Source organism: Streptomyces sp. RPA4-2 (assembly GCF_012273515.2).
Classification (GTDB): domain Bacteria; phylum Actinomycetota; class Actinomycetes; order Streptomycetales; family Streptomycetaceae; genus Streptomyces; species Streptomyces kaempferi.
Map to the genome: position 1 here is coordinate 9,109,627 of NZ_CP050975.2, position 13,135 is coordinate 9,122,761.

At 66.3% G+C, this 13,135-nt stretch carries 16 protein-coding genes; 8 read left to right on the forward strand and 8 right to left on the reverse strand.

What is annotated here, in order from left to right; genetic code table 11:
- Positions 1-114 precede the first annotated feature (114 nt).
- Both HEP85_RS40160 and HEP85_RS40165 read right to left on the reverse strand, forming a co-directional pair.
- Positions 115-480: a hypothetical protein gene (locus HEP85_RS40160; protein WP_168532222.1), complete on the reverse strand. Its 366-nt coding sequence runs from the start codon at positions 478-480 to the stop codon at positions 115-117.
- Positions 477-740 (reverse strand): hypothetical protein, encoded by a 264-nt coding sequence (locus tag HEP85_RS40165; protein WP_211118161.1) that lies wholly within the window; start codon positions 738-740, stop codon positions 477-479. The genes HEP85_RS40160 and HEP85_RS40165 overlap by 4 nt, the downstream gene beginning before the upstream one ends.
- Before the next feature lie 564 nt (positions 741-1,304).
- Between HEP85_RS40165 and HEP85_RS40170 the strand changes: the two genes are divergently transcribed.
- The 3 genes from HEP85_RS40170 to HEP85_RS40180 all read left to right on the forward strand — a co-directional run bounded on the left by HEP85_RS40170 (position 1,305) and on the right by HEP85_RS40180 (position 2,639).
- Positions 1,305-1,589: a hypothetical protein gene (locus tag HEP85_RS40170; protein WP_248002328.1), complete on the forward strand. Its 285-nt coding sequence runs from the start codon at positions 1,305-1,307 to the stop codon at positions 1,587-1,589.
- A gap of 247 nt (positions 1,590-1,836) precedes the next feature.
- The gene (locus tag HEP85_RS40175) at positions 1,837-2,247 is read left to right on the forward strand and encodes a Fic family protein (protein WP_248002329.1); all 411 of its coding nucleotides are present in this window, start codon (positions 1,837-1,839) and stop codon (positions 2,245-2,247) included.
- The gene (locus HEP85_RS40180) at positions 2,244-2,639 is read left to right on the forward strand and encodes a DUF5958 family protein (RefSeq protein ID WP_248002330.1); all 396 of its coding nucleotides are present in this window, start codon (positions 2,244-2,246) and stop codon (positions 2,637-2,639) included. The genes HEP85_RS40175 and HEP85_RS40180 overlap by 4 nt, the downstream gene beginning before the upstream one ends.
- Positions 2,640-2,697: 58 nt before the next feature.
- Here HEP85_RS40180 and HEP85_RS40185 read toward each other — a convergent pair whose 3' ends face one another.
- The 3 genes from HEP85_RS40185 to HEP85_RS40195 form a co-directional block, all read right to left on the reverse strand.
- The gene (locus HEP85_RS40185; RefSeq protein ID WP_248002331.1) at positions 2,698-3,459 is read right to left on the reverse strand and encodes a DUF4253 domain-containing protein; all 762 of its coding nucleotides are present in this window, start codon (positions 3,457-3,459) and stop codon (positions 2,698-2,700) included.
- Positions 3,460-3,542: 83 nt separating this feature from the next.
- Positions 3,543-3,947 (reverse strand): hypothetical protein, encoded by a 405-nt coding sequence (locus HEP85_RS40190; protein ID WP_168532224.1) that lies wholly within the window; start codon positions 3,945-3,947, stop codon positions 3,543-3,545.
- Between the two features lie 90 nt (positions 3,948-4,037).
- Positions 4,038-4,535: a DUF4240 domain-containing protein gene (locus HEP85_RS40195; RefSeq protein ID WP_348772476.1), complete on the reverse strand. Its 498-nt coding sequence runs from the start codon at positions 4,533-4,535 to the stop codon at positions 4,038-4,040.
- Positions 4,536-4,673: 138 nt separating this feature from the next.
- On the opposite strand from HEP85_RS40195, the gene HEP85_RS40200 reads away from it, so the two are divergent.
- From HEP85_RS40200 to HEP85_RS40210, 3 genes are all read left to right on the forward strand, one after another.
- Positions 4,674-5,204 carry a hypothetical protein gene (locus HEP85_RS40200; RefSeq protein WP_248002332.1) on the forward strand — a complete coding sequence of 177 codons (531 nt, stop codon included), beginning with the start codon at positions 4,674-4,676 and terminating at the stop codon, positions 5,202-5,204.
- A complete protein-coding gene (locus HEP85_RS40205) occupies positions 5,152-5,688 on the forward strand; it encodes an SMI1/KNR4 family protein (protein ID WP_248002333.1) in 537 nt (178 codons plus the stop codon). Before HEP85_RS40200 ends, HEP85_RS40205 begins: the two co-directional genes overlap by 53 nt.
- A gap of 109 nt (positions 5,689-5,797) precedes the next feature.
- The gene (locus tag HEP85_RS40210) at positions 5,798-6,286 is read left to right on the forward strand and encodes a DUF4265 domain-containing protein (RefSeq protein WP_168532225.1); all 489 of its coding nucleotides are present in this window, start codon (positions 5,798-5,800) and stop codon (positions 6,284-6,286) included.
- Between the two features lie 380 nt (positions 6,287-6,666).
- Here HEP85_RS40210 and HEP85_RS40215 read toward each other — a convergent pair whose 3' ends face one another.
- Together HEP85_RS40215 and HEP85_RS40220 are read right to left on the reverse strand one after the other, a co-directional pair.
- Positions 6,667-7,833, reverse strand: a complete 1,167-nt coding sequence (locus HEP85_RS40215) for an NUDIX domain-containing protein (RefSeq protein WP_168532226.1) — start codon at positions 7,831-7,833, stop codon at positions 6,667-6,669.
- Positions 7,834-7,928: 95 nt separating this feature from the next.
- Positions 7,929-9,791 (reverse strand): ABC transporter ATP-binding protein, encoded by a 1,863-nt coding sequence (locus HEP85_RS40220; RefSeq protein WP_168534578.1) that lies wholly within the window; start codon positions 9,789-9,791, stop codon positions 7,929-7,931.
- A gap of 548 nt (positions 9,792-10,339) precedes the next feature.
- Between HEP85_RS40220 and HEP85_RS40225 the strand changes: the two genes are divergently transcribed.
- Positions 10,340-10,636: a hypothetical protein gene (locus tag HEP85_RS40225; RefSeq protein WP_168532227.1), complete on the forward strand. Its 297-nt coding sequence runs from the start codon at positions 10,340-10,342 to the stop codon at positions 10,634-10,636.
- A 1,056-nt stretch (positions 10,637-11,692) separates the two neighbouring features.
- The gene (locus HEP85_RS40230) at positions 11,693-12,460 is read left to right on the forward strand and encodes an IS5 family transposase (RefSeq protein ID WP_168531995.1); all 768 of its coding nucleotides are present in this window, start codon (positions 11,693-11,695) and stop codon (positions 12,458-12,460) included.
- A gap of 202 nt (positions 12,461-12,662) precedes the next feature.
- Here HEP85_RS40230 and HEP85_RS40235 read toward each other — a convergent pair whose 3' ends face one another.
- Positions 12,663-13,109, reverse strand: a complete 447-nt coding sequence (locus tag HEP85_RS40235) for a hypothetical protein (protein WP_248002334.1) — start codon at positions 13,107-13,109, stop codon at positions 12,663-12,665.
- Positions 13,110-13,135: the final 26 nt, after the last annotated feature.

Here is a 13,135-nt window from a genome sequence, read left to right on the forward strand (position 1 = left end):
ACTGACCCGGCCACCGAGGTGCCCCCGCTGGGCCGCCTCACCGCTGCGGATACCCGGCCGACGCTCGCTGAGACCCGCAACCCTGACCCGGCATTGCACGGAGTGCCTGCTCGATCAGCTCGTCCAGGTCTTGATTTGAGCGGCGACCTCCCGCACCGGGAGCCCGTCCCGAGCCGCGCGGGCCAACGGGAGGACGGTGTCCAGGCCGGGGTTGACCGGAAGGCCGCACGCCGACAAGTAGGCCGCGGTCACCGTGGCCGCGAACAGGAGATTCCTCACTTCCAGGCTGGGGTTTCTCGCCAGCTCACAGAGCAGCGCGGCGGCCTTGTGCTGGGGCTCGGGATAGACCTCGTGGTCCAGGATTTCCGCGCGATGACGTGCTTCCGCTGCGACTGGCACGCCGTAGTCGACGACCTGGGGGTCTCCCGGGATCTGCTGCGCTACTGCCAGGATCCAGGCGAGATCGATCCGGAGATTCACGCGGCGTCCCTCGGCGCGCTCTCTGTCAGCCCTTGCGGGAGGCCGGGGTACCGGTCTTCGCCGACCTCTGCCTCGAACGTCTCCGTGTAGCTGGCCAGGAACGCTGCTGCGCCGGCCATGAAGGCGGCTCGCGACTGGTTGACATCGGCTTCGATCAAGTCGGCCACGTACCCCTGCAGGCTCAGACCGCGGCGCTTGGCCCGGTCCTCAGCGGCCGCTTTGACGGCGTCGTCCAGTCGGATGTTCGTCTGCTTTCCCATACACACCACCATAGCTAGATGCTGGTATCAGTGGATAGCAATCAGGTCGACGGGCTTGCGTGAGGACTACCCGATCCAGGGCCGGGCCAAGTTCCGCCGGTACGGATTGCTCCCGCACGGTGGGTGGGAAGGCGCCAGGACAGACGGCCGCACGCGGATACGGCGCGCTGGCCACCGTCCGGCTCGAAGAGGAGGCGGTACCGGCTGGGGCTGCCGGCTGCCTGCCACCGGACGGCCAGGTCCTGGAGTTCCTTCCAGATGTCGCGCGGACCGTGGGTGGTGACGTTCCGACGAGAGCGCCCCGCCGGCTCCACCCGTAGCCAGGATCCGCAGGCGGGCGCGCCGATGGACAGGTGCTCGGCGGCGAAGTCGCGCACCAGCCCCCCGAGCAGGTGGTCTGCGGCCAGTCACAGGCCGTGGTCGGTGTCCGCTGGAGGCGCCAGCATGCTCCGCTGCGTCCAGGTGCCGGGATGCCATCGACGAGGGTGCATCCGCGCGACCTATCCCGACGAGCCCTCCCCGAGCCTGCCTGCGGGCCAGGAAGCTCCACCGGATAGCACGCCGGTGTCTTCGGCGGACCTCTGGCACTGGGAGCGGGCGTGCACGCGCCTGGTCACCGTGGTGGCTGACCGCACGCAGGCCGAGAGCGGCTGGTACGGGCATTGCATGCAAGTCCTCCGATGGTTTCTCGCCTACAACGGCATCGATGAGGGCCAGACCGAGGAGATCGTAAAGAACGCGGTCGGCGGCCGGTTCGGCAGTTGGTTCGGCAGTTGGATCGCACCTGACGTTTCGGTGGTCGACGCAGTGAGTTCGCGGTTCGCCAGAGGCGTGGGTGGCATCAGATGACTTCCGGGGCCCGGCCAACCGAAGGACAGCCTTGCCGACTGGCTGCTCATCCGGCCGGAGATCTCCTGGCCGTCCTGGCGCGGCGCACGCCTCGTCTCGGAAGCGCCGGCCCGCGACGGCTTCCGGAATTTCTTCATGGCAACGCGAGGCGGACGTGACAGCGAGGGAACCGTGCGGGTCCTGACCGCTCTTGAGGTGGCCTTCGCCGACGCTGAGCAGGGCAGGGCAGGCGCTGACCTTCGCCCTCATGGCGAAGTGGCCGCGGGCTGTGCTGGGCCACGACCTGGTCGATTTCCGCACGATGCCGGCCTTCGCGCAGGGCGGACGGGAGCGCTACGGTCTTGCACCCGATACGCAGGCGCTGTTCGAGCGCTGTCTGTCCGATCGCTCTCAACCTGATCTGCCCCTCCCGTCACGCGCTGCCCGGACCTACCTCGACATCCTCTTCTTCCATCCGTTCAAGGACGGCAACGCCCGCGCGGCCATGCTGGCGTTGGCCTTCGTCCTGGCCCGCGAAGGCATTCTCCTCGACCAGGTTCACCCACTGCAGACCACCCGCTGGGCCGACAACGCAGAAGGCGCGGCCGATCTGGCGGTGCTGCTCGGAATCTTGATCACCGCTGCGGAGCAGCGTCTATCCCACGGGAGGCAGTCGTGAACGAACGCGATGTCCTGCTCAACAAGCTCGCGCAGGGGCTGCGCCCGATGTCAGAGGGCATCGAATGGTTCGACGGCCTCGGCCAGGAAGAGCAGTCCGAGGTGCTGCTGTTCCTGCGCCATCACTGCGTCCAGGCGCCCGCAGTCACCGAGGACGCACCAGAGAGCATCCGCCGTGCCGGGCTGCGCCCGACGCATGCACCCGCAGTGCTGATCTCACGAGGCCGGATAGACGAGCAATTGGGAAAGATCGCCGGTCTCGCGCCTCTCGACGAACGCCGCAAGGCGTTCCGGCTGCTGATCGCGGTGCTCGCGATCGCCGACGGACGGCGCCGCGAGCGCTTCTGCTCCGGCGGCTGCAGTCACTGGTGGCACAGACTGTCCGTCGCCTGACAACCCAGCACCGCACTCTGAAGGCCACTTCCCAGTCGAACGTCTACCGGGTAGCGGATCAGTCCCACCAGAAGTCCCAGTGGTGGGCACCGGTGATCCGCTCGGCGTATGCGGCCAGTGTGTACGGCCTACTGCCCTGCCAGATGTTGTCCGGGCAGAAGGCGAAGTGCTCGGCCGCGACCAGGAGAGCTTCGTGCTCGTCCACGGGAGGCGAGGCGACGCTGAGGTGCAGCGTGGAGAAGCCGACCGCTACGACACGAGCACCGAACCGGTGCTCCCAATCTCGGACGACCGCTGAGAACTTCGCGGTGTCATTGTCGTAGTTGCAGGGGCCGGCCCAGCCCGCCGCCGTCAGCGCCTCGGCACCGGATGCCGCGGCGACAAGCCCCAGGCGCGTCTGGGGGCGGTCAGCGAGGAACGCCTGCGCGAACTCGGCGGCCAGTTGATCGGGGTTCGTTGTCGTCTCCCGACTGGACGCGAGACCGGGCCAGGTCTGCCCGAAGGGGGCCGCGACGGCGAGGCGCCTGTGGGTGTCGAGCATGTCGTCGTCTTCGTCGACGGCTGTGTAGGTCGTCCACCACTGGGCGAGGAGGTCGGCAGGGTCGTGGCTTGCCGGGGAGGACATCTGCTCGGGGAAGACCTCCCCGGATCCCCATGGGCGGAATTCGCTGTCGCTCGGATCCAACGAGTCGAGCAGCAGCGGCCACAGGCCGGACCGCACGTGTTCGGCGTGCATCCGCGTCCACAGCTCGGCCGTGGCCGGCCCGTCACTGAGCCAGAGGGGTTGTACATCTCCGTCGCCCTCATCGGACGTGACCATCCGACCGGGCGGAAGCATGCTTTCGAGGCCCAATCGGGTTTCAGGGTGCATGGGGCAGATGCTGGCGCTGTGACCAGGAAGTATCACTGGGAGGGTCCCACCACTCGATCGCGGAACTGCTGGAAAGCGTGCCAGCCCGACGTCTGCCCCGGAGTGATCAGGTCCCCTTCGGCGCAGTCGAGCGCCTTGCACCGCAGAGCCTCGGCGAGACGGAGGACGGGCGTCAGCACGTCGTCGCCGGAGCCCCGGATGTGGAGCATGACGGAGTCCACCGGGTCTTCTGAGCCGATGTTGAGCTCGATGGACCACGTGGGGCCGGAAAGTTCGCCCCACGCGGGGTCCGAGAGATCAACATCGGGAACGGCCTGGGTGACAGCCGCGAGTACGTCGTGTCGCCGGCCCAGCGGGTCCGGGGTGTAGTTGGCGGGAATCTCCTGCACCGAGGTGACGTCGTCGGGCAGGCGAAGGAGGATCACGTCCCAGCTCATGATGGCCTTCCGGATGGGACTCGAGTAGCGGTTGCGGTGGGGCAGTTCAGGCTGGGCTCTATCGGCATCACGGGATGTTGCCGACTGCTGTCAGTACGAATACAGCGCGGTCAAGGCGGGAAGCCTGCGAGCCATCTCTTCACGGTCGTCAAAATTGAAGTCCCAGGCAGGGTCCAGGTCCGGGTACCGGATGGTGAAGGCATCGGCGGGGAGTTCCCGGCCGGTGGCCTTCTGGTGTGCGTTCCAGACGATGCTCAGCATGTCTTCGCAGTCGAGGTCGGTGCCCTCAGCCGCGGCAGTGCGGACGTGGGAGAGTTCGGCAAGTGTGTCGGGGGCTGCAAGGACGCGCTCGAATGTCGTACGTCCTTGTGCGATCAGCCAGCCTCGGAAGTAGTCGAAGCCGTCGTCCGAGCAGCCGCCGTTGACGACATAGGCGGCAGCCCACAGCCGGTTCTGGTACGAGTCGGCCATGAGATCCCACAGGGTCTGTTGTGCCGCGGTGATCTCTTGGACTGAGCGGCGAGCAAGCAAAGCGGAGGCACAGTCGGCGATATTGGAAACCGTCCCTGGTGTCAGGTACGTGTTCACGGGCTTTCTCGATCAACATTCAGAAATGCTCCTTGTTCATGGCCGCGAGCATGCCACCACGTACTGACATCGGCTCCCGGCACGGTGCCTGTCAGAGGGCACGGCTACCGTGCTGGCGTCTCGAACTCATACACGACGTTGTGGATCAACGACTTGTGCCGAGAGCTTGAGCGGTCCGGCTATGCCGGTCAGCGACTGACGATGCTGTTCGGCGGGCCGCACCAGTCGCTGCCGAGCTTCCAGCGCGCGGGGGTGCAGCCTGGCGACCGCATCTACCCGGTGCGTGTGCACCGCACCCGCCTCCATGTGCTGGGGATGTTGGAGGTAGCTCACATCGTTCCCTACGAGAACGTCGGCTCGGTGCTTCCCGATGATGACTACGTGAAGTTGCTGGACTGGCGCCCGCTCAAGGCTGGATGTGTCACTGAAGTGCTTGTCGGACCGCCAGGTGCCCCGCTCACCTTCGACACGGTCGTCCCCGGGGACCTTCTGGAGCGGCTGACGTTCACATCTCGTCGTGGCGAGCGCCTGCTCAAGTACGTCGAGGACGGGCGGCTGATCCGCTCGGTAAGCCTCCACGGCATCTACCGCCTCGCCGCCGACTCCGCTGAAGAGCTTGATCAGTTGGTTCGCCGCGACGGCCCGAGTGGAGGAGCCGATGAAGTTTGATGAAATCAAGGCGTCCTTCTGGAGCGGACACACCTACGGTGTTCAGCCCGCCTTGACCCAGGCGACCGTCGCCGACGCGGAGCGCGTCCTCGGGCTGCGACTCCCCGAATCGCTGCTCGACCTTCTGCGTGTGCAAAACGGCGGCGGTGTCACGGCCGACCGGGATGCCTTTCCGACCCATCAGCCAACCTCGTGGAGTGAGGACCACATCCCGTTCACCGAGTTGATGGGGATCGGCACCGGCGGGCACGGCTTGTCGCTGTTGGACACGCCGTACCTGGTGGAGGAGTGGGGACTGCCGTCTCCAGTCGTGCTGCTGTCCGGTGACGGTCACCACTGGATCGGTCTCGACTACCGGGCCTACAGTGCGTTGGGGGAACCGTCGGTGACCTGGTTCGACACCGACTCCGGAGCAGAACTGCCGCTCGCGGCCGACTTCCGGGCATTCGTGGAGGGCCTTCAGCCTCTCAGCCGGTTCGAGTGAGCGGCCGTGGAGCCGGTCGAACGCCCGGTTTTCGCATTCTGCGGCGGGAACGAAAGGCGCTGGTGGGGATGGCCTCCAGGTCTGCTGCGACAGCGTAGATGATGGCACGGTGACGAGCATCAGTGGAGACCACGTGAGGGTTCATTTCCGCATGGATGTGGATGAGGAGGGCTGGCCGCCGGCAAGCGTCGAGAGCTTGTGGGCAGTTGATCTCGGCGACGGCTCGGTGCGGTTGGACAACACGCCCTGGTTCGTACGCGGAGTCGCCAGCGGGGACATCATCCGCGTGGAACCCGACGAGGAAGGTGTTCGCGGGGCCGGGGAGACGGTCCGGGCCTCGGAGCACTGCACGATCAGGTTGATCGTGCTGAAGGACGGTGGTTCAGCTGCCGCCCGTCAGACCGTGCTGAAGGCCCTTCATCGCCTCGGCACCACCGGCGAGGGGATCGAGCAATTCCGGATGGTGGCTCTCGATGTCCCGCCCGATGCGGATCTTCCACGGATTCGGAAGCTCTTGGAACACGGCGAGGGTGAGGGATCGTGGCACTGGGAGGAAGGAGGCGTCACCGCCGCTTGGCGATCCACGGCGATCGCCTGACCGTCGCGTTGGCAGTGATCGTCTCCCTCGGATGCCATGCGCTCAACCTCGATTACTGTCCGCCCATTCTTGCCGTTCCACATGACGGGCATGGCCCCACTAGGACTACCGAGGCCACCCGGGCATCCGACACAAGCCGACATCAACCGATCACTTTCAGTAGTCGAGAATCCTTTGTCGCCGCCCACATCGAGCCACGATCTTGATGCGCCCGCCTGGATGAACAAGAGTGGCTCACGTGGGCTCGTAACCGGATCCTCGTGTGTATGCAGGCATGAAGTCCGGCAGGGGCAGTACGGACCGGAGCTGCGGAAGTTCCCAACAACACTCCACGTAGCTTCTGGACGAGCCGACAGTTTGGCACCCGACAAGAGACTTGCCTAATGAACGGCCAGGAAGTGCCACGTGTTGCCCGCGTATGCAGAGTCGGGTTGGCGCAGGTCGAGGAGGATCCGGCCGTGGTTGTCCTCCAAGTAGAGGTGGACACCCACGATGTGGAGCTCGGTCCCCTCCGGCGCCTCGTCACCCAGCAGCCGGAGCGTGGCCGGCGGCTTGCTGGCCGGGGGATGCTCGGCCGCGTGCCGGCGGATCAGGTCGCTGAGACCGGGGCTCAGGTGCAGTTGCTCGAGCGTGTCCGGGGTGAACCACCGCAGCAGCACGCCCTCTTGAAGGTCCACCGTCTCCGGATCATTGTTCCAGCGGCCCACGAAGACCTGGATCGGCACCGCGAAGCCGTCGACGCTTGTCGCCTCCTCCAGGGCGTACGGCGTCAGGCCATTCACCTCCAAGCCCGGGGCCTCTTCGGCGAGCTCCCGTCGCAAGGTCGCCTCCAGGCTGACGTCCTCCACGTTACGGCCGCCGCCGAGGAGAGCGAACGTGCCAGGGACCCAGATGCCCTCACGCTGGTCCCGGAGGTGAAGCAGGTATCTGCCGTGGCCGTCGCGGATCAGCGCGGAGGCGTTAACGGGCTCGGGCTGCCCGTCGAGGCCCTGGCTGCGGGCGTCCAGGAGCTTGGCACGCAAGGTCGGGGACCTGACGTCGGCGAACTCGAGCCACCGGGCGTCGGCAACCTCCTCGTCCTGCAAGGTGAACTGGAGGTGCTGCTCGGGCACGAGGTAGAAGACGAAGCGGAAGTCGAAGTGCTGGAGGGCGCCTTCGCCCTTGGCGGGGTTGGCGTCGATGTCGTGAACGTCGATGTCGATCGGAGCGCCGAGGAACTGCGGGGTCAGGCACAGGTCGCCCGACTGGATGCCGGTCTCCTCGCACACTTCCCGCAGCGCCGCGGGCAGGAGCGTCCGGTCGTCCTCGACATGGCCACCCGGAACGAGGAGCAGCCCCGTGACCTTGTGGCCGACGTGCAGAACGCGTTGTTCCCGGTCGATGACCACCGCGCTGCAAGTGACGTGACCGGGGAGCGCGGCACGACTGGCCGGGGCGTCGACTCCGTCCACGAGGGACAACAGCCCGGCTAGGGAATCCCGCTCGTTCGGATGCCGGGCCAGGTACGCCTCGGTGGTCGCGCGGATATGGGAACGGGTGAGCGGCACGTCATCACCTCGGGACGGCATTCGTAGGGCGGGGCCGTCTGCGGCCGTGGGTGCGGCCGCTTCGGCTGGGCGTACGGAGGTGGCGCCTGGGCCGCTCATGAGAGGGTCTCGCGCTTCGAGCCGTCCGGCTCGGACGTGATCTGGTAGGACAGCAACTGCTGGAAGAGGCCCGGCTGTTGGGAGAGCTGCGCGTAGGTGCCCTCCTGGACGATTTTGCCGTCGTCGAGGACCACGATGCGGTCGGCGACGGCGACATTGGTGATGCGGTGGGTCACCAGCAACACCGCCCGGTCCCGGGCGAGGTCTCGCAGCCGCTGGAAGATACGGTACTCGGCGCGGGGATCCAGGTTCGCCGTCGGCTCGTCGAGGACCAGCAGACCGGCCTGGCGGAAGAACGCTCTCGCCAGGGCGATGCGCTGCCACTGGCCGCCACTGAGTTCTTCTCCGTTGAGCCACTCGCGGGCCAGGAGGGTGTCCAGGCCGGCTTTGAGCTTGTCGATGACTTCGTCGGCGTCGGCCGCCTCGCATGCCTCCCGGACCGCCGCGTCGCCGCGCGCCGTGGGCTGTCCCTGCGTCACGTTCTCGCGCACCGTCAGTGGCCAGTGCGAGTAGTCCTGCGGTACGAGGGCGACCTGCTGCCATAGCGCGTGCGGATCGCTGTTGCCGGTGGGGACGCCGTCCCACAGCACCTGCCCGCCTGTGGGCAGGTAGAGGCCGCTGACCAGCCTCGACAGTGTCGACTTGCCTGAGCCGTTGAAGCCCACCAGCGCCGTGACCTCGCCGCGGCGCAAGGTCAGGGAGACGTCGGACAGTGCGTCGCGGTCTTTGCCGGCGTACCGGTGGGTGACCGACGTGACCTCGATCGTCTCCGGCGGCTTCGGACGGTGCGGACCCCGGCGCATGCGGAACCCGCCCGCCTTGTCCAGGAAGCCACTCCAGTCATCCATGTACAGCCCTGTGCGTACGGCGCGTGCGCCGACGGCCACCAGGCCGCGGACCGACATGCCTACCGTCTGCAGGGCGAAGACGGCCGTGCCGGCATGTCCGACGGTGATACGGCCGGTCGCGAGCAGCCACACGACCGCCGCCCACACCACCGCCGACCCCAGGCCTCCGCAGACTGCGCCGACCAGCGACATCCGGGCGCCCTGGTCGGCTGCAGTCCGGTCTTCCCGGTTGATACGGGCGACGGTCTGCCGGTACCGGCCGGACAGGAATCCGGCCATGGTCCCGGCGCGGATCTGGTCGGCGGCGTCCTTGGTGTAGATGTGCCAGCGCAGCACTGACAGCATCCGGTTGTCGCCGTTGCTGCGGAGGTTCGCCAGGTACCGGACGCGTGCGGCGCTGACCTGGGCCAGGGCCTGCGGCAGGCTGGCTGCGACGAGGAGGGGGAGCAGGATCGGGTGTACGCCGGTCAGTACGATCGCCCCGGCGAGAAAGCTTGCGCCCGAGGCGATCAGGTCCTGGCCCTCATTGATCAGGTCGCCGGTGACCTGGGCGCCGCGGTCGGCGGCTTCCCGGTCACGGTTGAAGTCGGGGTCGTCGTAGGCGCACAGCTCGACCTCGGCGCAGCCGGTCAGCAGCATCTGCTCGGCCTCGCGTGACATCAGCGGGCCCAGCCGGGAGGAGAGCCAGTTGACGGTGATGCCCAGGAGCGCACGCACGCCGGCGGCGCCCGCGAGCAAGGCGACGGACGGCCACGCCTGGAGAAGCCGGTGATACACGTCGCCGTCGCGCAGGAGCGCGGTCAGGGTGCCGGCGACGGCGACCAGGCCCAGGGCCTGCATCACGCCGGTAACGGTCTGGCACAACAGGAGACCTACGGTGGCCCGTCGATCGACTTGCCAGGCGAGGGCCAGCGAGCGGCGTACGAGCTGCGGCAGGCGACGGGCCATGTCCCGCATCCGGATCGAGCGGCCTGCCGCTTCGCGACTTCCCGTCAGGTCGACGAAGCGCATCTGCGCCCCGGAAGCGGGCGCATGGTGCGCGGCGCCGCCCAGTTCGGGGGTGGCGGTGGGGGACGCTGTGGTGGTGCGCGGCCCCGGGACGCTTTCGGCCGATTCATCAGTGGGCTCGCTCATGCCGCCCACCTCGTGTCCGGGCGTGACGAGGAGCGCAGGTGGCCGGCGCGGGACGTCGTGGGGACAGGCCGGGGCCCGCTCTTGTCGGGCTGATGCATCGGAGTGGGGGAGGGATTCATGGCGTTCCTTCTTGTGTGGAGGCTGCAAAACCGCACAGCTCGCTGGACGCTAACTGTGCGTGCCGCTGGATGGGTTGCGACCCTGTGATGGTGCCTGGATCAGCGACGGGGCGGGCCGGATCGAACATGCGTGTTTGAGACGAAGCGAGTTCCGTGCCGGGGTGCGGAATGCTCTCGTGTAGACGGCATGCACCCTTGAAGCACGTGGGCCTCACCCTCGTCGAGGATTGGCCGAAACGCCGTAGCTGATACACATGTGACAAATGGGGTTCGCCGCCGGATCTTCCCTTCAGCGGTGCCAGCGTGATGACTGATCACCTCAACGATGGCGTCGATGCAGGTGAACCGGCTGTCGAAGAGGACGAATTCGCTGATCGAGACACCGTGGATGTCTTCGATGCGCACCGGGAGTACCACGACGCTGAGGGAGTCGAGGCGATCGGTGTCGAAGAGGTGGACCTGTCGGGTCAAGAGCGAATCGACTTCAGCGACCACGGACCGCGCCTGATGAACTCCCCGATGTGTCCGGTCCTGTCGGCTCGTGCGTTCCTCATGAGCCGCCGCTTTCCATGCCGGAAAAGAACGGCAACGGGCCGCAGATAGTGGGCACAGGGCCGGGAACGTGATCGCTCTAGGGTCAGGTGCGGCTGCGGGGCGGGTGGTCCCGGTGTCAGAAGAGTGTGCGGACTTGCGAGGCCGAAGACGCGGCTCTCCTTGGCAACGCGTACGCTTTCGGGCGTATTCGGCTCAGCGATACTCCTTACCGCCCGCTTGGAAAGTGGAAACTATTCACCCCCTGAGAGAATGAGAAATGACAAATATGCTTAGGCCTGTCGGTTTCTATAGTGATACGGAGAGTGGCGTGCCGGGTCAGCCTCTTCTGTCGGCCTCATGTAATAAATTTTCAGGCGCGACGGTCGAAGTGGTTTCATATCTGACGGCGGCGTTCCATATGCTCGTATCGGGAAGTCCAGCTCATGATGAGCTGGATCGCACTAAGCCGGTTATAGGTGCCCTGGGTTCTCAGGCAGACGGAGTTTGGTTTTGGCCCACAACGTATCCATACTAGGTGGAAAGATATCGTGTTGAGGTGCCCGTAGAATTGCTGGAACTCGGGCAGTGAGCCCTTTCCAACCTGATCAGTGAGCCTGCCCCGTACTGCTCGCATCGAGTGGCAGGCCGCCTTCAAAACCGCGGCTGAACAGGGCTGACCCGCCATCGGGCCAACGCAGCGGCTGCCAGGCAGCGGCTTGCATCGGCTTCCCAAGGGTGGTCGATCTCATCCGATGGGTGCGCCTATCCCTCAAGCCAGACCATGAAGCGCGTGCGATCTTCGCCGCACCTGCCGCTGCCGGAGGTGTGGGAGCTGTTTGGGGTGAAGGTGGAGCCATACGGTTCGGAGGAAAGCGTGCAAGCTTCCCGTACGGGCTGCAGAGCGTAGTAGCCGAATGCGGCCAGTCCCACGACCAGCAGGGCAATTAGCAAGGGGCGTCGGGCTATCGGGGAGGGCATGCTGGGATTCTATGAGCGTCACGTGCACGGGGAGCACTGATGTCTTGTCAACCTGACCGGTGAGGCGAGCAGTTGGGCTGACAGACCGGTGAGGCCCCTGGTAGATGGGTTTTCGACCAAGAAATCCGTCTCCACCAGAGGCTTCATGTGCTTGTCTACCCGTCCGGCGTGGACGTGTCCGGTTCTGCCCTGCGCTTCCTGTCCGCCAAGCTCCGTCAGCGCCGCAGGGATCTCGGTACCCGCTGGCGGCGCCTGAGCGTCGGCCGGCAGGCCCTGCTCACGCTCGCCCATCTCCGCAACGGCCACCCGTATGCCCAGCTCGCGGCCGGGTTCGGCATTGGGACCACGACCGCGTACCGGTACATCACCGAGGCCGTCGAGGTCTTGGCCGCTCTCGCGCCGACCCTTGCAGAGGCGGTCCGGACAGCATCGTCGAAGGCGTTCGTGCTGCTGGACGGGACCCTGCTGCCGATCGACCGGATCGCCGCGGACCGGCCCTACTACTCGGGGAAGCACAAGAGGCACGGGATGAACGTGCAGGTCCTCGCCGATCCCTTCGGCCGGCTGTTGTGGGCGTCACCAGCCTTGCCCGGCGCCGTCCACGACGTCCGCGCGGCTCGCGAACACGGCATCGTCGACGCCCTCGCCGGGGCCGGCATCACGTGCTGGGCCGACAAGGGCTACCGGGGTGCCGGCGGCACGGTCCGTACCCCGTGCTGGGGGCGGTGGGAGGCCCTTTCCACTGGTCAGCAGGCGGTGAACCGGTCTCACGCGAAGATCCGCGCCCTCGTCGAGCAGGCAGTGGCCACCCTCAAGTCTTGGCGGCTTCTTCGCAAGCTCCGGTGCTCGACCACCCGGATCACCTGCCTCGTCCAGGCCGTCCTCACCCTGCATTTGGCCAGCTCAGACCGATGATGGAAAAGCCTCAGTCGCGAAATTGGATCCCGCCAGAATTTTCTGACGACGCGGATTTTGAGGATCGTGTGCCATTCCTCTAGATGGGGAACGGCGCGACGGTGCTGGCGAGTGACCCTCGGTTGCGGATGGTGATGGTCCGCAGCGACTGCCGCGTGACGCACCTTCCGCCGTAGTGCTAAATGAAGAAGGTCGCTCAAGTTCATCCCGACGCTGCTCGAAATTCCCGTACGGTCTCGATGTCGGTGCACCATTCTGAGATCCTATTGCCGTCCTCATCAACGATCTCTCGGGGACTGACGGAATGCCAGGGACTCTCCGGGTCGAAGGCGCTATCCAGCTCATTGAAGATGATCAGGGAATTCTGCGCGAAAACGTCGCCCCGGATCCGGTAGAGCGGCCAACAGAAGATAAAATTGGCCGTCTTCGGATCCGTGATGGAGGAGACGAGGCAGGAAGTCACCACATCCGCCTCCTCCAGTCGACGCAGTGCGTTCGCCCAGCTCTTCTCGTAGTGCCCCGAATCCCAGAATGTGAGGTCCATAGGGAAGGTCTCGGTGAAGTCGCCGACGACAATCCTCCCGGCACCTGGCGACGCGACCTCGATCGCGAAACCCTCATGGCTTGAGGTAGTTGAGATCCGGGTCATACGTACCGATCCGCCGCCCTTGTCGG